This window comes from Pseudomonas sp. PvP027, assembly GCF_017833005.1.
Lineage (GTDB): Bacteria > Pseudomonadota > Gammaproteobacteria > Pseudomonadales > Pseudomonadaceae > Aquipseudomonas > Aquipseudomonas congelans.
On the sequence record NZ_JAFIBK010000001.1, the window covers coordinates 5,123,750 to 5,146,760 of the forward strand.

The window sequence follows — 23,011 nt, forward strand, 5'->3', positions numbered from 1 at the left end:
GCGGGATAGACATGATCAAGCTCAAACAACTGATAGCGGCGACCTTGTTGTTGTCCACAGCGTTCGGCGTTCACGCCGAGCGTCTGAAGGACATCGCGAGCATCTCCGGCGTACGGGCCAACCAGCTGATCGGCTACGGTCTGGTCGTGGGTCTCAATGGTACAGGTGACCAGACCACCCAGACCCCGTTCACCCTGCAGACCTTCAACAACATGTTGTCGCAGTTCGGCATCAAGGTTCCTGCCGGCTCCGGCACCGTGCAGTTGAAAAACGTTGCGGCGGTCGCTGTTTACGCGGATCTGCCTGCCTTCGCCAAGCCGGGCCAGACCGTCGATATCACCGTTTCCTCGATCGGTAACTCCAAGAGCCTGCGCGGCGGTGCGCTGTTGATGACACCGATGAAAGGTGTCGATGGCAACGTCTACGCCATTGCGCAGGGCAACCTGGTGGTTGGCGGTTTCGACGCGGAAGGTCGTGACGGTTCGAAGATCACCGTCAACGTCCCGTCGTCGGGGCGCATTCCTGGCGGAGCTTCGGTCGAGCGCTCGGTGCCGAGCGGCTTCAATCAGGGCAACACCCTGACCCTGAACCTGAATCGCTCCGACTTCACTACGGCCAAGCGGGTTGTCGACAAGATCAACGAATTGCTGGGCCCGGGCGTCGCCCAGGCACTGGACGGTGGTTCGGTGCGCGTGACCGCGCCGCTTGATCCGGGCCAGCGTGTGGATTACCTGTCGATTCTTGAAAACCTGGAAGTCGATCCGGGCCAGACCGCTGCCAAGGTCATCATCAACTCGCGGACCGGCACCATCGTCATCGGCCAGAACGTCAAGGTTTCGCCTGCTGCCGTGACCCACGGCAGCCTGACCGTGACCATCACCGAAGACCCGATCGTCAGCCAACCGGGTGCATTGTCCGGCGGTCAGACTGCAGTAGTGCCGCGCTCGCGGGTCAATGCCCAGCAGGAGCTGCACCCGATGTTCAAGTTCGGTCCAGGCACCACGCTGGATGAGATCGTTCGCGCGGTCAATCAGGTGGGCGCTGCGCCCGGTGACCTGATGGCCATTCTCGAAGCCCTTAAGCAAGCCGGCGCGTTGCAAGCCGACCTGATCGTGATCTGAGGATTCGAGCATGGATATGCCCAAGAGCGGAATTTCGTCGGCGGTGGACTCGGGTGCCTATACCGACGTCAACCGTCTGGCGTCGCTGAAGCATGGCGACAAGGACAGTGTGGAAAACCAGAAGAAAGTGGCCCGCGAGTTCGAATCGCTGTTCGTCAGCCAGATGCTCAAGGCCATGCGTTCGGCCAACGAAGTGCTGGCCAAGGACAACCCGATGAACACTGCGGCGACGCGGCAGTATCAGGATATGTATGACCAGCAACTGGCGGTCACGCTGTCCACCCGTGGCAACGGTATCGGTTTGCAGGATGTGCTGATGCGCCAATTGTCGAAAGACAAGGGGATAAACCACGCCGCGCCGACCACTACGACCGACGCCGCCAAGGCTGCAACGGCCGCTACTGATGCTGCACCGGCCAAGACCGGTCTGGCGACCAGCGTCTATCAGCGTCCTTTGTGGGCCACGCGCTCGGCGGCTGCCGATCAGGCAGCGGCTGCCGCATCGGCGTCCGGAGAAGGCCGCAATGATATGGCGCTGCTCAACTCGCGCCGTCTGTCGCTGCCCGCCAAACTGACCGACCGTCTGTTGGCCGGCATCGTGCCTTCCGCTACAACGGCCGTCGGCAACAGCCCGATACCCGCTCGCGCGACAGCCGGTGCTACTGGCAACAACGGCGACTGGACACTTGATCCGAACCTGGCTCCGGCGCCGGAGTACGTGCGCTCCATGGCCCAGCCGCCGCTGGCACCGGCCAAGCGTGCGTTCAGCAACGCCGATCAGTTCGTCGAAACCATGCTGCCACTGGCCAAGGAAGCCGCAGCACGTATCGGCGTCGATCCGGTCATGCTGGTGGCGCAGGCGGCACTGGAAACCGGTTGGGGCAAATCGATCATGCGTCAGCAGGACGGCAGCAGCAGTCACAACCTCTTCGGTATCAAGGCGGCGGGCAGCTGGAAGGGTGCCGAAGCGCGCGCGATCACCAGCGAGTTCCGTGACGGCAAGATGGTCAAGGAAACGGCGGACTTCCGTTCCTACGATTCCTATGCCGACAGCTTCCACGATCTGGTCAGCTTGTTGCAGAACAACAGCCGGTATAAAGAAGTGGTCAATTCGGCCGATAAACCGGAACAGTTTGTAAAAGAATTGCAGAAAGCCGGCTACGCCACTGACCCGGACTATGCCAGCAAGATTTCGCAGATTGCGAAGCAGATGAAGAGTTACCAGACTTACGCCGCTGCAGCGGGCTCTTCCACGACTTTATAAGGTTTGACTCATGTCGCTGATTTCAATTGGGCTCTCAGGTATCAATGCCAGCAGTGCCGCGATCAACACCATCGGTAACAACACGGCCAACGTGGATACTGCTGGTTATTCGCGTCAGCAGGTGCTGACCACGGCGTCGGCGCAGATTGCCTTGGGTCAGGGCACCGGCTACATCGGCACGGGTACAACGCTGTCGGATGTGCGTCGCATCTATAACAGCTACCTGGACACCCAATTGCAAACCACGACCGCCCTCAGTGCGGACGCTGTCGCCTATTCCGGTCAGGCCAGCAAGACCGATACGCTGCTGTCGGACAGTGCGACGGGTATTGCCACGCAACTGTCTGACTTTTTCACCAAGATGCAGGGCATTGCCACCAATGCGACGCAGTCGTCAGATCGCTCCTCGTTCCTTACTCAGGCGAACGCATTGAGTGCGCGGTTCAACTCGATCGCTTCACAGCTGTCTTCACAGAACGACAACGTCAATGCCCAGCTTGCTAACTTCACCACCCAGGTCAACGAACTGACCAACACGGTGGCGAGCCTGAACAAACAAATCACTCAGGCATCGGCAGGCAACGGCACGCCCAACACACTGCTCGATTCGCGTAGCGAAGCGGTGCGTCAGCTCAATGAGCTGGTGGGTGTGAAAGTGTCTGAAAACAACGGCAACTACGACGTTTACACCGGCACCGGGCAAGCGTTGGTCAGCGGTTCGACGGCGTACAAGATGTCGACCGCCCCCAGCGCGGCCGACCCGCTGCAGTACAACGTACAGATAGCCTACGGTCAGACCCAGACTGATGTAAGTTCGGTCGTTACGGGTGGCTCGATCGGCGGTCTGCTGCGTTATCGCAGCGATGTGCTGGTGCCTGCGGCCAACGAGCTGGGCCGCACGGCAATGGTGCTGTCGGATCAGGTCAACAGCCAGATGAGCCAGGGTATCGACAGCAAGGGCAATTTCGGCTCTAACCTTTATTCCAGTATCAACGGCGCTGACGCTATCACCCAACGCAGCATCGGCAAGACCACCAACAGCGCCGGTTCAGGCAACCTGGACGTGACCATCGGTGACACCAGCAAGCTGACCGCTGATGATTACGAAGTTACCTTCAATGACGCTTCCAACTTCACCGTGCGGCGTCTGCCCAACGGCGAGAGCGTGGGTACCGGTTCGCTCGCGGACAACCCGCCAAAGCAGTTCGAGGGTTTCAGCGTCAGTCTCAACGGCAATACGCTGGCGGCCGGTGACATTTTCAAGGTGACACCGACACGCAACGGCGCTTCCGGAATATCGGTGGTCCTGACCGATGCCAAGGACATTGCAGCTGCTGCACCCTTGACGGCAACGGCGGGTACCAGCAACTCCGGGACTGGTGGTTTTACCCAGCCGGTGCTGAACACCAAGTCAGATATTTACAACAGCACCCAGACCGCCGACCTGCGTAACGCGGTCAAAAATTCCGCACCCATGAAGTTGGTGATGGGCGCGGTCAGCAGCACCGGCGTGCAGAGCTACACGCTGCTCAATGCCAGCGGTGGCGCAGTGCTCGACCAGAACGGCAATGCTGTCGGCGGTTCGATCATTCAGGGGCAGTCCAATAAGCTCAAACTGAGCATTGGCTACACCGATACCACCACGACGCCGAGCAGCAAAACTGCGTTTGAGCTGGAAATGACCATTTCCGGCTCTCCGGTTGCCAACGACACGTTCAGCATCGGAATGACCGGTGCCGGCTCGTCCGATAACCGCAACGCCCTGGCCGTGGTCGGTTTGCAGACGGCCAAGACCGTCGGCGCTACCAATGGTAGCGTGGGCACCAGCCTGTCCGGTTCTTATGCGGATCTGGTTTCCGTGGTCGGTACACTGGCGAGCCAGGGCAAGAACGATGTCACGGCCACTGCCGCCGTTGTCGGTCAGGCCAAGGCTTCACGTGATTCGGTCTCGGGCGTCTCGCTCGATGAAGAAGCGTCCAATCTGATCAAGTACCAGCAGTACTACACCGCCTCTTCGCAGATCATCAAGGCGGCACAAACCATTTTCAGCACGCTGATCAACAGCCTTTAAGGAATCGTGAGCCATGCGTATCTCGACTACCCAGTTCTACGAAGCCACGAACGCCAACTATCAGCGTAACTATTCAAACCTCAACAAGACCAGCGAAGAGGTTTCCAGCGGCATCAAGCTCAATACGGCGAGCGATGATCCTGTGGGTGCATCCCGGGTCCTGCAACTGACTCAGCAGAACTCCATGCTGACCCAGTACGAGGCGAACATCGGTACGATCAATACCAATGTGGTCAATACCGAGACGGCACTGACCAGCATCGTCGATACCATGCAGGCTGCTCGCGAAGAGATCGTATCAGCCAGTAACGGTGCATTGACTGACTCCGACCGCCTCGCCAAGGCCGCTGCGCTCAAGCAATATCAGAGTCAGATTCTGGGGCTGATGAACAGCCAGGACCCGAACGGTCAATACATATTTGCCGGCTCCAAGGCCTCTACGCCGCCTTACTCGCAGAATGCCGACGGCTCTTACAGCTACAAGGGCGATCAGACCAGCGTCAACCTCGCCGTGGGCAACGGCCTGGTCATGGCCAGCAATACCACCGGTTTTGAAGCGTTCGAGCAAGCGGTCAACGCCACGCGTACGTCTTCGACGCTGGTCTCTCCTGCGACCGATGATGGCAAGATCGGTTTGAGTGGCGGCCTGGTGACGTCTACCCCCACCTATAACTCGAATTATCAGGGCGGCGAACCCTACACGCTGACGTTCCTCAGCGGTACGCAGTTCAAGATCACCGATGCCACTGGCACCGATGTGAGCAGTGAGGCGTCTTCTGGCGGCAAGTTCAGCAACGGCTCGTTCGATGCTCAGACGTTCACGTTCAGAGGTGTCGAGTTGACCCTCAACGTCAACCTGACCGCCGCTGACAAAGCCACCAGCGCCACGGCCGATGCCGCGCTCGCCAATCGCACCTATCAGTTGGCTTCGACGCCAGACAGCGTTTCCACCTCGCGCAGCGCCGGCAATACCTCTACCGCTACGGTCAGTAGCTCGGTTGTAGGTAACTCGGCGGCCGACCGTACTGCGTTCAACAACACCTTTCCTACGGACGGTGCGATTCTCAAGTTCACCAGCCCGACCGATTACGATCTGTATGCTGCGCCCTTGACCAGCAGCAGCAAGCCGGTGTCCAGCGGGACGATGAGCGGTTCAACCGCCAATGCTTCAGGGGTCAACTTCAATATCAGCGGTACACCTGCCGCCGGTGATCAGTTCCTTGTGGAATCTGGCACTCACCAGACCGAGAACATCCTGAATACACTGACAGCGGCGATCAAAGCCTTGTCGACGCCAGCGGACGGGAATCTGGTGGCTTCGCAGAAACTGAGCGCATCAATGACTTCCGCGCTGGGCAACATGAGTAGCAGCATCGAGCAGGCGTCCACGGCGCGTTCGAATGGCGGTGCTCGTCAGCTGGCGGCAACTGCTCAAGGGACGACCAACGATCTGCTCAAAGGCAATAATACGGTCGAGCAGGGCACCTATGTGAACGCCGACATCGTAGAGGCGACCACTCGCCTGACGTTGCAGAAGACCATGCTGGACGCTTCCCAGCAGGTATTCACCATGCTGTCCAAGTTGAACCTGTTCAGTCAGCTTTGAACCCTGACGTTGAGCATCCACCGTCTTTTTTCAGCGGTGAGGAGGGCCTTTCGACTGACTGGCTCTCCACCGCTCACGAGTCTGCACCAGTGAATTCAGCTCCCCTTGTCAGTATCGTCATTCCCGCCTTCAATCCACGGTTCTTCCGCGATGCGTTGCAAAGTGCGCTGAACCAGGTTTACGACAATCTCGAAATCATCGTCTGTGACGATTGCCGTACCAATGAGATTAAAACGATTTTTGACGAGCTGGTCCCTCTGGGGAGCGACCGTGCGCGTTACGTGAGCAACCCTCAGCGCCTCGGTTTTCAGGGCAATCTGCTCAAATGCCTGGAAGAAGCTGCTGGCGAGTACATCAAGTTTCTCTGCGATGACGATCGCCTCTACACCTGGTGCGTCGCGCATCAGGCTCAGACCCTTGATGCCTATAAAGATGTTCAGCTGGTGGTCAGCAAACGCCATTTAGTGGACATCGACGATTATGTATTGCCCGTGCGCATGGAAAACGTCGGTCTGGTGCCCTACGACGCTGTGTTCAAGGGTGAGGACATGCTGGCGATTTTCGAGCGGACGCCGCGCAATTACCTGGGCGGTTTCAGCGGTGCGCTGATGCGCCGCGCCGATGTGCTGGAATACCTGCCGTCCCTCGCAGTGCCGGGGCAGGGCTTTGTCGCACTGCTGGATTTCACGCTGTTCATCTGCCTGCTGCGTCGCGGCAATCTCATCGTGCTGCACAACGTCGAGAGTACCGAGCGACTGTATCCTGGGCGCTTCAGCAGTCAGGTGGATATGCTTCAAAAGGCTACCACCGAACGGGGCTGGCTGAACGAAATGCTCAAGGCACGCAGCGGCGAAGATGCACCTGCGCAAGGTTGGGTGCGTTTCCTGCCGTTACGCAGTGCAATGGAAGAACCGCGGGAGTGGGACGAAGTCGGTCTCTACGGAGTGATGGCCGGGCGTCAAGGCATCATGATGAGTCGGGTCGGCAGCAACAGTGAAAGCTATGCCGAGCTTTACGCTGAATGGTTGTCCTGCCGACGGTTTTCCGTACCGCAAAAGAAGCTGCTTGAGCAACGCATTGGCAGTTGGGCCTGGCAGCCGCGCATCGTCCCAGTGATCATCGATCCTGACGGTGACGCCGAAGGCCTCGACATCACCTTGCGCAGCATTGCCGAACAGGATTACCTCGCCGACTCGGTGGTGGTGCTCACCAATGCCAGCGTCGATGACCCGCAAGTGCTGCGCTTTTCCCTGCAGCCGGACTGGTCGCAGCAGTTGAACGAAGTCTTGCCGTTGCTGGACAGCGCCGACTGGGTTTATCTACTGCGTGCCGGCGACCGGTTGACTCAGTCCGCGTTGCTGGTACTGGCTGAGCGTGTCGCCCAGACCTCCGGGCTGTTGTGTGTCTACAGCGATGAAGGGGCACTGGTCGACGACGAGTCCAGAGAGCCGATTTTCAAGCCTGGTTTCAATCTGGATTTGCTGCGTGCTTATCCTTACGTCGGGCGCGCGCTGGCGTTCGAGCGCCGCAATCTGCTCGACATGGGCGGTTTCGATCCGGCTCACGACGAGCTGGCCCCGCACGACGTGATCTGGCGTCTGGTCGAGGGTGCCGGTCCGCAGACTATCGAGCACATTGCCGAAGTGCAGGTCGAATCCCGCCTGGCGTTTGCCGACTGGCTGTCACTGCCGCAGGTCATTGAACACAACGAGTCGGTGGTATCGGCCCACCTGACACGTATCGGCAGGGAGCATGTAATTCACCATGATCAGTTGCCGTTGCTGAACCGCATCGAGTACGTTCATCCGTCGCTGCCGCTGGTGTCGATCATCATCACCGCCAGGGATCAGTTGGGCGATCTGGAGCGCTGCGTCGACAGCCTGCTCAGCAACACGACCTACACGAATTACGAAGTCTTGATCGTCGACAACGCCAGTGAAGGTGCCGATGCCCAGGCATGGTTCGCGGCAATGAGCCAGCTGGGGAGCGACAAACTGCGGATTTTCTCGTTGTCTGAAGCTGGCAGCGAAGCCTCGGCCCAGAACCATGCTGCGCGGCAAGCAAGGGGCGACTACCTGCTGATGCTCAGCCCGCATGCCATGATTCATCAAGCCGACTGGCTGCAAGGGATGCTCAACCATGCCCAGCGCCCGGAAGTCGGCATCGTCGGGCCGCGTATCCTCAATCCGCAAGGCACTATTCTGTACGCCGGCATGGTCATGGGCATGGACGGCCTGGCGGGTCGACCCTTCATCAATTTCCCGGCAAGTGCGAGCGGCTACATGCAGCGTCTGCAGTTGACGCAGAACTGGAGCGCGGTCAGTGGCAATTGCCTGATGGTGCGCAAGGACGTGTTCGACAGCGCGGGCGAGATGGAGGCTGCGGCCTTCACTCAAGGCTTGCAGGATCTGGACCTGTGCATGCGCGTCGGGCGCGAGGGCTATCTGATTGTGGGTACGCCGGATTCGTCGCTGCTACTGGCCGAGCCCGCTGCCGCTGAGCGTAACGAGGCGTCTCGTCAGGTACTCGATAACGAGCAGAAGTCATTCTTCCAGAAATGGCTGCCGAAGATGGCGAGGGATCAGGCGTACAACCCCAACCTGCATCTCAATGAAGTGCTGTCGTTCTCCCTTGACCCTGGTCTGCTGGCAGGCTGGAACCCGTTCTGCACCCGTCATCTGCCTTCCATCCTGGGCATGGCGGTCAACTCTTCGGCAGTCGGCCATTACCGCGTCAGCCAGCCGCTGCTGGAATTGATGAGCGCCGGGCGGGTGGTTGGCCGAATGACTTATGAAACGGCAACGCCGGTCGAGATAGAGCGCCAGTCGCCAGATGTCATTGTTTTTCAGGGCCGCTATACCGAAGCAAAAGTCCCGGATATAGAAATGGCAAAGAACTATTCCAGTGCCATGCGCATTTTCGAGCTCGACGATTACATTGCCGATGTCCCCGAGCGAAACGAGCACAAGCGCAACATGCCCGACAATATCGCCGCCATGCTGCGCAAGGGCATAGGCCTGTGTGACCGGGTGGTGGTATCGACTCACCCGCTGGCCGAAGTGCTATCTACCATGCACACCGATATCCGTGTGGTGCCGAACATGCTGGCGACCCATCTGTGGAGCAACCTCAGAAGTCAGCGCCGCAGTTCTGGCAAGCCGCGTATCGGTTGGGGGGGCGGTACCAGCCATCGCGGTGATCTGGAGCTGATTGTCGACGTGGTGCGCGAACTGGCCGACGAAGTTGAGTGGGTGTTCTTCGGCATGTGCCCCGATTTGCTCAAGCCCTACATCCACGAGTTCCATTCGGCGGTCAGCCTGAAAACCTACCCGGCCAAGCTCGCCAGCCTGAACCTCGATCTGGCGCTGGCGCCGTTGGAATTCCACATTTTCAACGACTGCAAGAGCAACCTCAGGCTGCTGGAATACGGCGCATGTGGTTATCCGGTCATCTGTTCCGACACCGAAGCGTACCGCGGTCATCTGCCAGCCACTCGCGTGTATACCAACAGCTCTGAAGAATGGTTGCAGGCTATCCGCATGCACTTATCCGACCCCAATGCCAGCTACCGCATGGGTGATGAACTGCGCGAGACGGTGTTGCGCGACTTCATGCTGCGTGGTGAAAACCTGCAATATTGGGCCAACGGCTGGTTGCCGGACTGATCCGGTTCGTTTGAACACGCACCAGCGGCTTGCTCGCGGGTGCCGCCACGCTACGCTCTTGCTTCAACGCCCACTGCGGGTTGAAGGCGCAATCGATTCGTTATAAGGAAAGATCATGCAAAGCCATTCGGGAAATGAACACACCGCTCTGAATCAGCGTCTTACCCTGTTGCTGATGGCCAAGGACCAGCCGGATTTCCTGCGTCGCGCGTTGAAGTATTACAGCAGCTTTCCGTGCAACGTGGTGGTGGTCGACGCATCGGCTCAGCCTGATGCAGAGATCGCTGGTGCGTCTGGCCTGCATTACGTGCAGAGCGCCGAATGGGCCAATAGCAACCATAGCGCCAGGATCGCCGAAGGTCTCAAACACGTGACCACTCCCTTCGTGGTACAGGCTCCGGTCGACAGTTTCCTGCTGCCGGATGCGCTGACTGCTGCCTTGAGTTTTCTTGAAGCTAACCCGGCTTACGGCGCTTGTCAGGGTTATAGCCTGAGCTATCAGGCGCAGGTCAATCAGGTGGACTATTTCCGTCGCGACCGCAAAATCTGTGAAGACTATGCTTCAGACGATGCTGGCGAGCGGGTGCTGAGTTTCATGGGCGAAGGCCTGTCGCTGCTCAGTGCCGTGACCCGCACTGAACTGGCGCAGCAGTGGTTCGCTTCGGTTGCCGAAGGCACCGAGCCGCACTGGCAGGAAATAGGCCACATGAACTATCTGGTTGCCGCTGCACGCCTGCGCATCCTGCCGATTCCGTATGCGTTGCACTTCACGCCCGGCAAGGACGCGGAGCTGCGCCACGGTGCGGCCATTGCCGCAGCGGTCAAGCACAGTGACCCCAAAGCCAGAGCGGCCCGCGAGTCGTTTGCCAAGGGAATGGTCGCGCTGATCGGCGAAGGCTCGGGTCTCGAAGGCGTGCAGGGCGTGCAAAAGATCCTCGCCGGGCTCGCCGCCATGGCTGAGCGCCTCAAGACACAGGGCTTTCAGGGCGATGAAAAAATCATCAGCGCGGTCTGGAATGTTGCCCTTGAGCAGTCCGATGCGCTGTTCGAGCCTCGCCAGTTCGTCGAGATGCCGTTTTACAACCAGCCGCTGTTCGATGAGCTGGCCAGAATCGAATTCCTCATCCATGTCATGCCGGCAGGCCGCTTGCAGATGGAAGGGCTTGAGGCAGCACTGCTCAAACAGGCGGAGTTACTGCGTGAGCAAAGCAATCCGGATGCTGAGCCGAAACTCAGTCGTCTGTGGTACGCCTACGAAACCTACGCCTTCAACCTTGGTGTCGTGCAGAGTCTGGTTAAAGAGCTTGGCCACAGCAAGGACGACAAGGACAGTGAGAAGCAGATCGAGCTTCTTTCGGCCTGGTCCCGGCGCCTGCAGGCCGCTTCCGGTTTCGACAATGGTCGACTGCTCGACGGTATGGCGTCCGGCCGGCTGCTCAACTGGCTCGATTCGCGTGATCCGACACCTGAAGCGTTCAAGAAAATCAGTGAGAAACTCGCCAATAAACCGGCTGGGTCGCAGATCGGTATTTTGCTGCTGGATCTGGAAGCCGACATATTCAAGCTGCAGGCGACGTTCGACAGCCTGATCAACAGTCACTACAAGGCCTTCAAGGTGGTGGTGTTTACTACCGGAGAACTGCCGGCAGTGACCACGCCGCACAACACCCTGCATTTCGTGAAGGTCACCGAAAGCAATTACGTGGACAGGATCAATCAGGTCGTCAAACAGTCACCCAGCGACTGGCTGATGCTGGCGCAGGTCGGTGAAGAGTTCACCCGCAGCGGTCTGCTGCTGGCCAGTGCCGAGTTGGTCGATGCAGCACAGTGCCGGGCTGTCGCGGTAGACGAGATTCAGCGTCAAGCCAATGGCACGCTGGCCCCGGTGTTCCGTCCCGGTTTCAATCTGGACTTGCTGCAAAGCCTGCCGACCCTGATGGCGCGGCATTGGCTGATTCGTCGTGACCTGCTGGTCGAGGCGGGTGGTTATTCGCGCGAATTCCCCAAAGCACTGGAGTTCGACCTGTTGTTGCGCTTGATCGAGGAGGGCGGCATGAGCGGTCTTGCTCATCTGAGCGAACCGGTGCTGATCTGCGACGCGCCAGAGCTGGAAGACAATCCGGACGAACAGAAAGCGCTCAAACGCCACCTTGGCAAGCGCGGTTATCAGGCAGAAATCAGCTCGGCACAGCCTGGCACTTACAAGATCGATTATCGCCACGCCCATCGGCCGGTGGTCTCGATTCTGCTGCACAGCCAGGACAACCTGGCGGAGCTGCAACGCTGTCTGCAAAGCATCCTGCAACGGACCCGCTATCCGCGTTACGAAGTACTGATCGGCGACAATGCCAGCACGTCTGCCGAACTGTCGACCTGGCTCGACAGGCAAGAGCAGGTTTCGGGTCGCGTGCGTGTGTTCCGCGCCGAGCAGCGCATGAGCCCGGCAGCGCTGTGCAATCTGATCAGCCAGGAAGCCACCGGCGAATACCTTGTGCTGGTGGATGCGCAAAGCCAGATCGTCAATGTCGGCTGGATCGAATCACTGCTCAATCAGGCGCAACGTCCGGAAGTGGGCGTGGTAGGCGTCAAGCTGGTGGATGGCGAAGGCGCCGTGACTCAGGCGGGTCTGGTGCTGGGACTGAATGGCTGCGTGGGTTCGGGCTTTGTCGGCGAGCCGAAGACGTCCACCGGTTACATGCAGCGCCTGGTGGTCGAGCAGAATTATTCTGCCGTGTCATCGGCCTGCCTGATGATCGCCAAAGAGCTTTACAACGGAGTGGGCGGTCTGGATGAAGAGGCTTTCGCCGAGGCGCTCGGCGATGTCGACCTGTGCCTCAAGACTGCGCAGGCAGGTTATCTGACTGTATGGACGCCGCATGTGCAGGTGGTGCATTCCGGCGTGGTGCATGCTCCGCAGCAGGCGCGCGATGCACTTATGGACAAGTGGTCAGCGCAGTTCGCGCAGGATGAGGCCTACAACGTCAATCTGGGTCTCGACGGCCAGGGCTTCACTCTAGCTGGATGAGTCGTCCACCCTCGTAAAACCGGCTGCTTCGCGGCCGGTTTGTCGCCTGGAAGGCCTCTTCGCAGGGGACCGTTGGCCAGGATCAAGTGCAGATTCCTTCGACGCAAATTTTCGTAAAGCAGGCAGACGGGAGTGACCTGCGGGTCATAAAGTGCATCTCCACTGTATTGTTTTACAGGGAGCGACATGCGCCTGACTTGCTTTAACCTGCCAAGCGCCCTGAAAATGTCCGTAAATCACCCCTATTCGGTAGCGCCCCGATTTCATCGGGACGAAAAATGACCTGTTTACTCATCGGGAAGCCATGATGATTGGCATTAAAAGCATAGCGAGTTACGTGCCTGTTGCAGGTGTTGATAACTACGCTCAAGGCGCCAAATTCGGCAAGGATGAAGAATTCATCCTTGGGAAAATCGGCTCCACCTTCCTGCCGCGCAAAGACGCCGGCCAGGAAACCTCGGATCTGTGCGTTGAGGCAGCCAACACGTTGTTCGCCAATAACCCGCAGCTCAAGCGCGACAGCATCGATGTGCTGATCGTCGTCACTCAGAACGGTGACGAGGAGGGGCTGCCGCATACTGCAGCCATCGTTCAGGACAAGCTGGGGCTGTCGACCAACGTTGCTGCATTCGACATATCGCTGGGCTGTTCCGGCTATGTGTATGGCATTTATGCGATCAAGGGCTTCATGGAAGCGGCAGGCTTGAAAAATGGCCTGTTGATCACTGCCGACCCGTATTCGAAAATTGTCGATCAGGAAGATCGCAACACCACCATGCTGTTCGGTGACGCGGCGACGGCCACCTGGATGGGTGAGGACGCGGAATGGCAGCTGGGCAAGGCGAAATTCGGTACCGATGGTTCCGGAGCGCCACACCTCAAGGTCAGCAACGGCGTTTTCTTCATGAACGGTCGCCAAGTGTTCAATTTCGCACTGTTGAAAGTGCCAGCGCATCTGCACGAGCTATTGGCCGAGTCTGATCTGACCCCTGACGATATTGATGCCTTCTGTATCCACCAGGGCAGTGCCGCCATCGTCGACGCTGTCGCGCGCCGTTTCGAAGACAAGCCCGAGAAGTTTCTCAAGGACATGGTCGAGACCGGCAATACCGTTTCGTCCAGCATTCCGCTGCTGATTGAAAAGCACGTACTGGGCTCTTCGTGGAAGCGCGTCGCCTTGAGTGGTTTTGGTGTGGGGCTGTCCTGGGGCTCCGCCATTATCTATAAAGGCTGAATGCATACAGCCTGATTAAAGAACGCCTGTGGATTTATGCCCCAGGCGTTTTTAAATTAAACAGTGATCCACGTCACACTTTGAACTTCGCTACGCTACGCCCTCGCTTGATCCCTCTTTCTGTTGTTGATGAATTTCTCTCTTTCCAGTCGCGTGATTATGGCCTAAGCCCTTGTTTTATAAGGGGTGGCCGTGTGATGGCAAAATATTAAAAAAAAACGCTCAAGCAACCTGCCATTGCGACGATAACTATTACGAAGGTTCTCTAGGCACACCCGGCGCTTGCAGGGGCCGGAAGCCACGTAGTACCAAACCAACGAGGAATTCATCATGGCTTTAACAGTAAACACCAACGTAGCATCGTTGAACGTCCAGAAGAACCTGGGTCGCGCCTCCGACGCTCTTTCGACCTCGATGACTCGTCTGTCTTCCGGTCTGAAAATCAACAGCGCTAAAGATGACGCTGCTGGCCTGCAAATCGCTACCAAGATCACTTCGCAGATCCGCGGTCAGACAATGGCGATCAAAAACGCCAACGACGGTATGTCCCTTGCTCAGACCGCTGAAGGCGCGCTGCAAGAGTCGACCAACATTCTGCAGCGTATGCGTGAACTGGCTGTTCAGTCGCGAAACGACAGCAACAGCTCTACCGACCGTGACGCGCTGAACAAAGAATTCACCGCGATGAGTTCGGAACTGACCCGTATCTCTCAAAGTACCAACCTGAACGGCAAGAACCTGCTCGACGGTTCTGCCAGCACCATGACTTTCCAGGTTGGTTCCAACTCTGGCGCGTCGAACCAGATCACTTTGACTCTGAGCGCAAGCTTTGACGCAAACACCCTGGGTGTCGGTTCGGCCATCTCGATCGCCGGTTCTGACAGTGCCGCTGCAGAGGCTGCTTTCTCTGGCGCAATGGCCGCTATCGACTCGGCTCTGCAGACCATCAACTCCACCCGTGCTGACCTCGGTGCTTCGCAAAACCGTCTGACCAGCACCATCTCCAACTTGCAGAACATCAACGAAAACGCCAGTGCTGCACTGGGTCGCGTACAAGATACCGACTTCGCTGCTGAAACTGCACAGCTGACCAAGCAACAGACCCTGCAACAGGCTTCCACCTCTGTTCTGGCTCAGGCTAACCAGCTGCCATCCGCTGTACTGAAACTGCTTCAGTAATATCGGCATGAGTTTTAGCGGGGGAGTGCTTGATAGCGCTCTCTCGCTTTTTTACTTTCGGAGGTGATGGTCATGGATATGAGTGTGAAACTGAACTTGTCTTATCCGGCCGTTCAGCCGGCGAGCCAGGCCCCTGTGCCCGACACGTCAGTTGACAAGCCTGCCGACACGCCATCAGTCAAGCGTGTTGCCGCCACGGCGGAAAGTAAAGGCTCCGATCTGCACAAGGATGATTCCAATGACGATGCTAAAGTCAAAGCCGCGGCAGAGGACATCCAGAAATTTTTTCATTCGGTCAAACGCAATCTCGAGTTTTCGATCGACGAAGATTCTGGCAAAGTCATTGTCAAAGTGATTGCGAGTGATTCTGGTGAAGTGGTTCGACAAATTCCTAATGCAGAAATCCTGAAACTGGCCGATAGCCTGAGTGATGCGAACAGTTTGTTGTTCCGCGCCAGAGCCTGATCACCGGTACGGTATGTGTTGTCGGGTCATTCGCCTTTTGAAAGGGCGGCAAACCCCGCAGCATTCTTGAAGGGAGAAGCACCATGGCAAGTCCTATTACATCTACAAATGGTATTGGTTCCGGTCTGGCTATCGGCGCCATCGTCGAAGGCCTCGTAGGTGCCGAGAAGGCGCCCAAGCAAAACCAGATCGACAAGCAGACCGCCTCTACCACTGCATCACTTTCGGGTGTCAGTCAGCTGACGTCGGCACTGGCTGCATTCCAGAAAACACTGGACACTCTGGCCAGCTCCACCACGCCTGCCTTCCAGGGCTTTGCTGCGACGTCTGCCAACGAAGCGGTAGTCAAGGCAACTGCCAGCAACACTGCGGTCAACGGTACGTATGCTATTAACATCAGCAAGCTGGCAACACCTTCAAAGGTTGCTACTGCCTCGCTGAGTTCGACGCAGGCGAGTGCCATTCCGAGTGGTACCCTGAAAATCACTCAGAATGGCACTGATTATGATGTGAAGATCGACAATACCTCGACGTTGACGGAAGTGCGCGACAAGATCAACTCGACGCTCCAGGGTAAAGGCATCACAGCCAACATTATCAACGATAACAACGGCTCCAGGCTGGTGTTCAGCTCGACGACCACCGGCGCGGGCAGTGACATCTCTGTCGTAGGCGGTTCCGGTCAGGAAGCGCTGAATATCGATGGTACAAAGCTGATGAGCGCCACCAGTACCGGTAATGACGCCAACGGCAAGCCGATTGGTGGTGCCGGCGCGATCACTGCAATTGCCGGCGATGCGGAGTTCACGGTCGATGGTCTGAGTCTGACCAGCAAGACCAATACCGTGAGCACGGCAATTTCCGGTCTCACCTTCGAACTGGTCGCACCTAGCGCGTCCTCTGCTGCTTCGGCATCGACCACGGTCACGGTAGCCACCAACACCGATGGCCTGAAGACGTCCTTGCAGTCCTTCGTCGACTCCTACAACACGCTGGTGACGCTGGTTTCGTCCCTGACCAAGGGCACTACCGACAGTGAGGGCAACTACAAGGCCGCTGCGCTGACCGGCGACTCCACGCCGCGTGGGTTGCTGGCAACAATACGCGACCAGATTTCAACGGCTACGTCGAATGCGGGTCTCAGCTCCCTGGCGCAATTGGGGATCAAGACTCAGCAGGCTGACGGTAAGTTGTCGTTGAACACGGCTGAATTGACCACAGCATTGAGTGACAAGAAGCTGGGCAGTCAGATCCAGGCGATGTTTACCGGTACGACAAAAGCCGATGGCACCAACAATTCGGATGGCTTGATTTCGCGCATGAACAAGGCGCTTCTGCCCTATACGAAGGCTGACGGCGTTTTGGCCACCAAGACAACCAGCCTCAATAAAATACAGGCACGTACAGCCAGTGATCAGGAGGCCCTCAACCGTCGTATCGAGAGTCTGACGGCAACCCTGACCAAGAAATACAACGCCATGGACCTGGTCGTTGGGCAGCTCAAGGCGACCGCTAGCAGTATCACGTCGATCTTTGAGGCGATGAACGCCCAGAAAAACGCTTCGTAAGTTCTTTTTACCGAAGTGCCAAGAACCCGACCCTGTGTCGGGTTCTTGCTTTTGGGCTAAAGTTTCCGGGCACTGCGTCGATAGCTTGAGTATCAGTATTCTGGATTTGTTACGAGGCCCATTATGAATCCGATGTTAGCGTTGCGGCAGTATCAGAAAATCGGCGCCCAGGCTCAGACCTCGGAAGCCAGCCCTCATCGTCTGGTGCAGATGTTGATGGAGGGCGGTCTCGACCGCATCGCTCAGGCCAAGGGCGCCATGGCCCGCAAGGATATCGCCAACAAGGGCGTGTTCATCAGCAAGGCCATCGGCATCGTCGGTGGGCTGCGTGAGGGCCTGGATCTGGAAAATACGCCCAGCGACGCGCTGGTCAGGCAGGACAGCCTCTATCACTACATGATGACGCGCCTGGCGGAAGCCAACGCTCGCAATGATCAGAAGATACTCGATGAAGTCGCCGGTCTGCTGATCACCGTCAAGGAAGGCTGGGACGCTATAGGCACCGTGCAATAATCTGCTGGCCTGAGGAGAACAATAATGAGTGCTGCGCTCAAGCGTATCGAAGAAACACGGGAAGCCTTGGTAGGAGCGCTGGCCGAGCGTGACTGGGAGGCTATCGTCAAGCTTGACCTTGCGTGTCGCGAGTGTGTCGACGCGGTGGTCAGTGAAGCGCCCGATGACGAACCTGCACTGCGCAGCAACCTTGAGGAGCTATTGGGTGTCTACAGGCAACTGATTGATGTTGCAACCGGTGCGCGTCAAGCGGTTGTCGAAGAAATGACTCAAATCCAGAATGCGAAGAGCGCGACGAAGGTATACCATCTGTTTGGTTAATGTTTAATTGTCATTTTTATTGTTCGATAAGAATTTCGCCATAAATTTGACTGTGTTCGTTTTTTTGACTTAACTAGTGATGTTTACTATTTTCTGGCGTCTCATGGTTTATACAGCTGAGAAGCCAAGCTGCCCCCCAATCATGGGCATTGAGTTGACTAGGGAAGTTGCTATTGCATGTGGCGTGAAATCAAGATTCTGCTAATCGATGACGATAGCCAGCGCCGCCGGGATCTGGCGGTGATCCTGAATTTTCTTGGCGAAGAAAATCTCTCCTGTTCCAGTCAGGACTGGCAGCAGGTGGTCGGCTCTCTGGCGTCTTCGCGAGAAGTGCTATGCGTACTGGTCGGTAGCGTAAACGCGCCGGGCAGCCTGCAAGGGCTCCTTAAGACCATCGCAGCATGGGATGAGTTCCTTCCCGTGCTGCTGATGAGCGAAAATTCTTCTGTCGAGCTGCCCGAGGATTTGCGCAGGCGAGTCCTCTCCGCACTCGAAATGCCACCCAGCTATAGCAAGCTGCTCGACTCGTTGCACCGTGCCCAGGTTTATCGCGAGATGTACGACCAGGCCCGTGAGCGCGGTCGTCATCGTGAGCCGAACCTGTTCCGCAGTCTGGTAGGTACCAGCCGCGCGATTCAGCACGTCCGGCAGATGATGCAGCAGGTCGCTGACACCGATGCCAGCGTACTGATCCTTGGCGAGTCCGGGACCGGCAAGGAAGTGGTTGCACGTAACCTGCACTATCACTCCAAGCGCCGTGATGCGCCGTTCGTACCGGTCAACTGCGGTGCCATTCCGGCTGAGCTGCTCGAGAGCGAGCTTTTCGGACACGAGAAGGGCGCGTTTACCGGCGCGATTACCAGCCGTGCCGGCCGCTTCGAGCTAGCCAACGGCGGTACATTGTTCCTTGACGAAATCGGCGACATGCCGCTGCCGATGCAGGTCAAGCTGTTGCGCGTCCTGCAGGAACGCACTTTTGAGCGTGTGGGCAGCAACAAGACGCAGAGCATTGATGTGCGAATCATCGCCGCGACGCACAAGAACCTCGAGACCATGATCGAGCTGGGCAGCTTCCGCGAAGATCTTTACTACCGTCTCAATGTGTTCCCGATCGAAATGGCGCCGTTGCGCGAGCGTGTCGAAGACATCCCGCTGTTGATGAACGAATTGATTTCGCGGATGGAGCACGAGAAGCGCGGTTCGATTCGCTTCAACTCCGCGGCCATCATGTCGCTGTGTCGCCACGCCTGGCCGGGCAACGTTCGTGAGCTGGCCAACCTCGTCGAGCGCATGGCGATCATGCACCCGTATGGCGTGATCGGCGTGGCCGAGCTGCCCAAGAAGTTTCGCTATGTCGACGATGAAGACGAGCAGATGGTCGACAGCATGCGCAGCGAGATCGAAGAGCGTGTAGCGATCAACAGCAACACGCCGAACTTCGCTTCCGGCGCGATGCTGCCGCCCGAAGGGCTCGATCTGAAGGACTACCTCGGTGGTCTGGAGCAGGGCCTGATTCAGCAGGCGCTCGACGATGCCAACGGTATCGTTGCCCGCGCTGCCGAGCGCTTGCGTATTCGTCGTACCACGCTGGTCGAGAAGATGCGCAAGTACGGTATGAGCCGTCGCGAGGGCGATGAACAGGCAGATGATTGACGCCGGTTTTTTGTGCCAAAAACCAAGCCCCTGATTTTTCAGGGGTTTTTTTTAGGCACGGGGATTGCTAGGTCTCTCTTAACACACCGTTTACTGACGGTTCGCCACGAGAGAGATGAATCATGTCCCAGGCCGCCCAACTGACTTCCGCCCTATCTGTTCAGGCTCAGTACTCCCCGGAGCTGGAAAGTCGTCAGGGGCTTGAGCAGGCATTCTCGCTGTTCAATCAAATGTCGGAGCAACTGACCGATTCCTATGGCTTGCTTGAAGCGCGTGTCACCGAACTCAAGGGCGAGCTGGCTTATGCCGGAGCCCAGCGCCTTCAAGAGCTGGCGGAAAAGGAACGCCTGGCCAATCGCCTGCAGAATCTGCTCGATCTGCTGCCCGGCGGAGTAATCGTCATTGATGGCATGGGCGTCGTGCGCGAGGCCAATCCCGCTGCCATCGATCTGCTCGGGCAGCCGCTGCTGGGCATGCTCTGGCGGCACGTGATCAGCCGTTGCTTCGCACCCCGCGAGGACGATGGCCACGAAGTCTCGCTCAAGGATGGCCGCAGGCTTTCCATTGCCACGCGCTCGCTGGATGCCGAGCCGGGGCAACTGGTGTTGCTCAATGACCTGACCGAAACCCGTCATCTCCAGGAACAGCTGGCCCGTCACGAGCGCCTGTCTTCGCTGGGTCGTATGGTTGCTTCTCTGGCGCATCAGATTCGTACGCCGCTGTCGGCCGCCATGATTTACGCCAGCCATTTGACCGAGCAGGAGCTGCCGGTGGAAACCCAGCAGCGTTTCGCCGCGCGGCTCAAGGATCGTCTGCATGAGCTGGAGCATCAGGTTCGCGACATGCTGGTGTTCGCCCGGGGCGAGCTGCCGCTGACGGATCGTCTGGCGCCCGGGGCTCTGTTTCAGGCGCTGCAGAATGCTGCTGCGACGCATGTTCAGGGTGTGTCAGTGCGCTGGCAGTGCGACAGTATCGATGGCGAGCTGCTGTGCAATCGCGACACATTGGTCGGCGCACTGCTCAATCTGATTGAAAACGCTGTCCAGGCCAGCGCTGGCCGGACGCTGCTGAAAATTCACGCCTACAGTCGCGGCAATGTACTGCGGATCTGCTTCAGCGATAACGGCAGCGGCATTGACAAGGCCGGACTGTCGCGCATCGGTGAGCCGTTCTTTACCACCAAGACCACCGGCACAGGGCTTGGTCTGGCCGTGGTGACGGCGGTGTCGCGTGCGCATCAGGGGCGTGTCCATTATTTGTCGCGGGTCGGCCGTGGTACCTGCGCCATTATCAGTCTGCCGTTGATCCCGGCTTCCAGCCCGACAGGTAATAACTGATGCCGATCAATGTGCTGCTGGTCGAGGACGACCGTTCGCTCCGGGAAGCGCTTGGGGAGACCCTCGAGCTGGCCGGTTATGGCTATCGGGCGGTCGGTTCCGCCGAAGAAGCACTGGTCGCCGCCGAGGCGCAGCCATTCAGTCTGGTGATCAGTGACGTCAACATGCCGGGCATGGACGGCCACCAGTTGTTGAGTCTGTTGCGCAGCCGTCATCCGCAATTGCCGGTCCTGCTGATGACTGCGCACGGCGCGGTCGAGCGCGCGGTCGATGCCATGCGCCAGGGAGCTGCGGATTACCTGGTCAAACCCTTCGAGCCCAAGGCGCTGATCGCGCTGGTCGGGCGGCATGCATTGGGTCGTCTGGAGCCTGCAGAGCGCGACGGACCGATTGCCGTCGAACCTGCCAGTATCCAGTTGCTGAACCTGGCCAGCCGCGTGGCGAAAAGCGACTCCACCGTGCTGATTTCCGGCGAGTCCGGGACCGGTAAAGAGGTTCTGGCGCGTTTCATTCATCAAAACTCGCCGCGTGCCGATAAGCCTTTTATTGCGATCAACTGTGCGGCGATCCCGGACAATATGCTGGAAGCCACATTATTCGGTCATGAAAAGGGTTCGTTTACCGGCGCCATTGCGGCGCAGGCTGGCAAGTTCGAGCAGGCGGACGGCGGGACGATCCTGCTGGACGAGATTTCCGAAATGCCTTTGGGGCTGCAAGCCAAATTGCTGCGTGTGTTGCAGGAGCGCGAAGTCGAGCGCGTGGGCGCGCGCAAGCCGATCATTCTGGACATTCGCGTAGTGGCGACCACCAACCGCGATCTGGCAGGTGAAGTAGCGGCGGGGCGCTTTCGTGAAGACCTGTTTTATCGCCTGTCGGTATTTCCACTGGCATGGCAGGCGTTGCGTCAAAGGACTGCCGATATTCTGCCGTTGGCCGAGCGGCTTCTGGCCAAGCACGTCAATAAAATGAAGCACGCGCCGGTTCGTCTTTCCGCCGAAGCGCAGCAGTGTCTGGTGAGCTATCCGTGGCCCGGCAACGTGCGGGAGCTGGATAACGCTGTGCAGCGCGCCTTGATTCTGCAGCAGGGCGGGGTAATTCAGGCGCAGGACTTCTGTCTGTCCGGGCCGGTCACCAGCCTGCCCGTTGCTGCGCCCGTTGAGGCTGTGACTGTCACAACCGTGGCGGAGAATGCCGGTGCCGGTGTAAGTCCGGAATCTGCCGGCGCACTGGGCGATGACCTCAGGCGTCACGAGTTTCAGATGATCATCGATACCCTGCGTTCTGAACGGGGACGTCGCAAGGAGGCTGCGGAGCGCCTGGGTATCAGCCCGCGTACATTGCGTTACAAGCTGGCGCAGATGCGTGACGCCGGAATGGATGTGGAAGCCTATCTGTTTGCCACATGAACACGGAACGCTGATCGCTACTCCCGATCAGCGGTCACTGAATAATTTTTGCTGTGATGCAAACCTGAAATTACCCGGCGCCCAGTAAATACGGGCAGTCCGGCGTGACCTCGTGTCAAGCGACATGATGCATTCATGCGGTGTGGCAAATCGCCGCCATCTAGCTGGCATCGTTGTTGCTATACCTTCTGTACCCGCTGAATCAGTGTCAAAAATTTGCGGGCCTTACGAGAGATATGTCCATGAGCCAAGGTGTTGAATTTAATCGCTTGATGTTGGATATGCGGGCCATGCAGATGGATGCGATGTCTGCACCCAAGCCCGTGTCCGGTGCGCAGGAAGCCGGTGCCAGCAGCTTCGCTGACATGCTTGGCCAGGCCGTCAACAAGGTCGCGCAGACCCAGCAGGCGTCCAGTCAGTTGGCCAATGCATTTGAAGTCGGCAAGAGCGGCGTGGATCTGACCGACGTCATGATTTCGTCGCAGAAAGCCAGCGTGTCTTTTCAGGCGTTGACCCAGGTACGTAACAAGCTGGTTCAAGCTTATCAAGACATCATGCAGATGCCGGTTTAAGGGACGTACTG

16 protein-coding genes are annotated in these 23,011 nt (G+C 58.1%); all 16 read left to right on the forward strand.

From position 1 onward, the window contains the following. Positions 1-11 precede the first annotated feature (11 nt). The 16 genes from JOE33_RS22325 (at position 12) to fliE (ending at position 23,000) form a co-directional block, all read left to right on the forward strand. Positions 12-1,121 carry a flagellar basal body P-ring protein FlgI gene (locus JOE33_RS22325; protein ID WP_003347335.1) on the forward strand — a complete coding sequence of 370 codons (1,110 nt, stop codon included), beginning with the start codon at positions 12-14 and terminating at the stop codon, positions 1,119-1,121. A 10-nt stretch (positions 1,122-1,131) separates the two neighbouring features. Further along, on the forward strand, positions 1,132-2,385 hold the full coding sequence (gene flgJ, locus JOE33_RS22330; RefSeq protein ID WP_187625837.1) for a flagellar assembly peptidoglycan hydrolase FlgJ: 1,254 nt from the start codon (positions 1,132-1,134) through the stop codon (positions 2,383-2,385). A gap of 10 nt (positions 2,386-2,395) precedes the next feature. Continuing rightward, positions 2,396-4,456 (forward strand): flagellar hook-associated protein FlgK, encoded by a 2,061-nt coding sequence (gene flgK, locus JOE33_RS22335; RefSeq protein ID WP_187625836.1) that lies wholly within the window; start codon positions 2,396-2,398, stop codon positions 4,454-4,456. Between the two features lie 13 nt (positions 4,457-4,469). Next, positions 4,470-6,062: a flagellar hook-associated protein 3 gene (locus tag JOE33_RS22340; RefSeq protein WP_032611919.1), complete on the forward strand. Its 1,593-nt coding sequence runs from the start codon at positions 4,470-4,472 to the stop codon at positions 6,060-6,062. A gap of 89 nt (positions 6,063-6,151) precedes the next feature. Then, positions 6,152-9,727 (forward strand): glycosyltransferase, encoded by a 3,576-nt coding sequence (locus JOE33_RS22345; RefSeq protein WP_187625835.1) that lies wholly within the window; start codon positions 6,152-6,154, stop codon positions 9,725-9,727. A gap of 115 nt (positions 9,728-9,842) precedes the next feature. Continuing rightward, positions 9,843-12,752, forward strand: a complete 2,910-nt coding sequence (locus JOE33_RS22350) for a TIGR00180 family glycosyltransferase (protein ID WP_187625834.1) — start codon at positions 9,843-9,845, stop codon at positions 12,750-12,752. Positions 12,753-13,059: 307 nt separating this feature from the next. Beyond that, positions 13,060-13,986 (forward strand): ketoacyl-ACP synthase III, encoded by a 927-nt coding sequence (locus JOE33_RS22355; protein ID WP_010428021.1) that lies wholly within the window; start codon positions 13,060-13,062, stop codon positions 13,984-13,986. A 330-nt stretch (positions 13,987-14,316) separates the two neighbouring features. Beyond that, complete coding sequence (locus JOE33_RS22360) at positions 14,317-15,165, forward strand: flagellin domain-containing protein (RefSeq protein WP_010428019.1); 849 nt, start codon at positions 14,317-14,319, stop codon at positions 15,163-15,165. 72 nt (positions 15,166-15,237) lie between these two features. Continuing rightward, the gene (locus JOE33_RS22365; protein ID WP_010428017.1) at positions 15,238-15,630 is read left to right on the forward strand and encodes a flagellar protein FlaG; all 393 of its coding nucleotides are present in this window, start codon (positions 15,238-15,240) and stop codon (positions 15,628-15,630) included. An 83-nt stretch (positions 15,631-15,713) separates the two neighbouring features. Then, positions 15,714-17,198: a flagellar filament capping protein FliD gene (fliD, locus tag JOE33_RS22370; protein ID WP_010428015.1), complete on the forward strand. Its 1,485-nt coding sequence runs from the start codon at positions 15,714-15,716 to the stop codon at positions 17,196-17,198. Between the two features lie 123 nt (positions 17,199-17,321). Then, on the forward strand, positions 17,322-17,711 hold the full coding sequence (gene fliS / locus JOE33_RS22375; protein ID WP_010428014.1) for a flagellar export chaperone FliS: 390 nt from the start codon (positions 17,322-17,324) through the stop codon (positions 17,709-17,711). Positions 17,712-17,735: 24 nt separating this feature from the next. Beyond that, entirely contained in the window at positions 17,736-18,032 is a 297-nt protein-coding gene (gene fliT / locus JOE33_RS22380; protein WP_010428012.1) for a flagellar protein FliT, read from the forward strand. A 177-nt stretch (positions 18,033-18,209) separates the two neighbouring features. Next, positions 18,210-19,685 carry a transcriptional regulator FleQ gene (gene fleQ, locus JOE33_RS22385; protein ID WP_010428010.1) on the forward strand — a complete coding sequence of 492 codons (1,476 nt, stop codon included), beginning with the start codon at positions 18,210-18,212 and terminating at the stop codon, positions 19,683-19,685. A 122-nt stretch (positions 19,686-19,807) separates the two neighbouring features. Continuing rightward, complete coding sequence (locus JOE33_RS22390) at positions 19,808-21,022, forward strand: ATP-binding protein (protein ID WP_122579256.1); 1,215 nt, start codon at positions 19,808-19,810, stop codon at positions 21,020-21,022. Then, complete coding sequence (locus tag JOE33_RS22395) at positions 21,022-22,428, forward strand: sigma-54 dependent transcriptional regulator (protein ID WP_122529235.1); 1,407 nt, start codon at positions 21,022-21,024, stop codon at positions 22,426-22,428. The genes JOE33_RS22390 and JOE33_RS22395 overlap by 1 nt, the downstream gene beginning before the upstream one ends. A gap of 242 nt (positions 22,429-22,670) precedes the next feature. After that, on the forward strand, positions 22,671-23,000 hold the full coding sequence (fliE, locus tag JOE33_RS22400) for a flagellar hook-basal body complex protein FliE (RefSeq protein ID WP_003344011.1): 330 nt from the start codon (positions 22,671-22,673) through the stop codon (positions 22,998-23,000). The last annotated feature ends 11 nt before the right edge of the window (positions 23,001-23,011 follow it).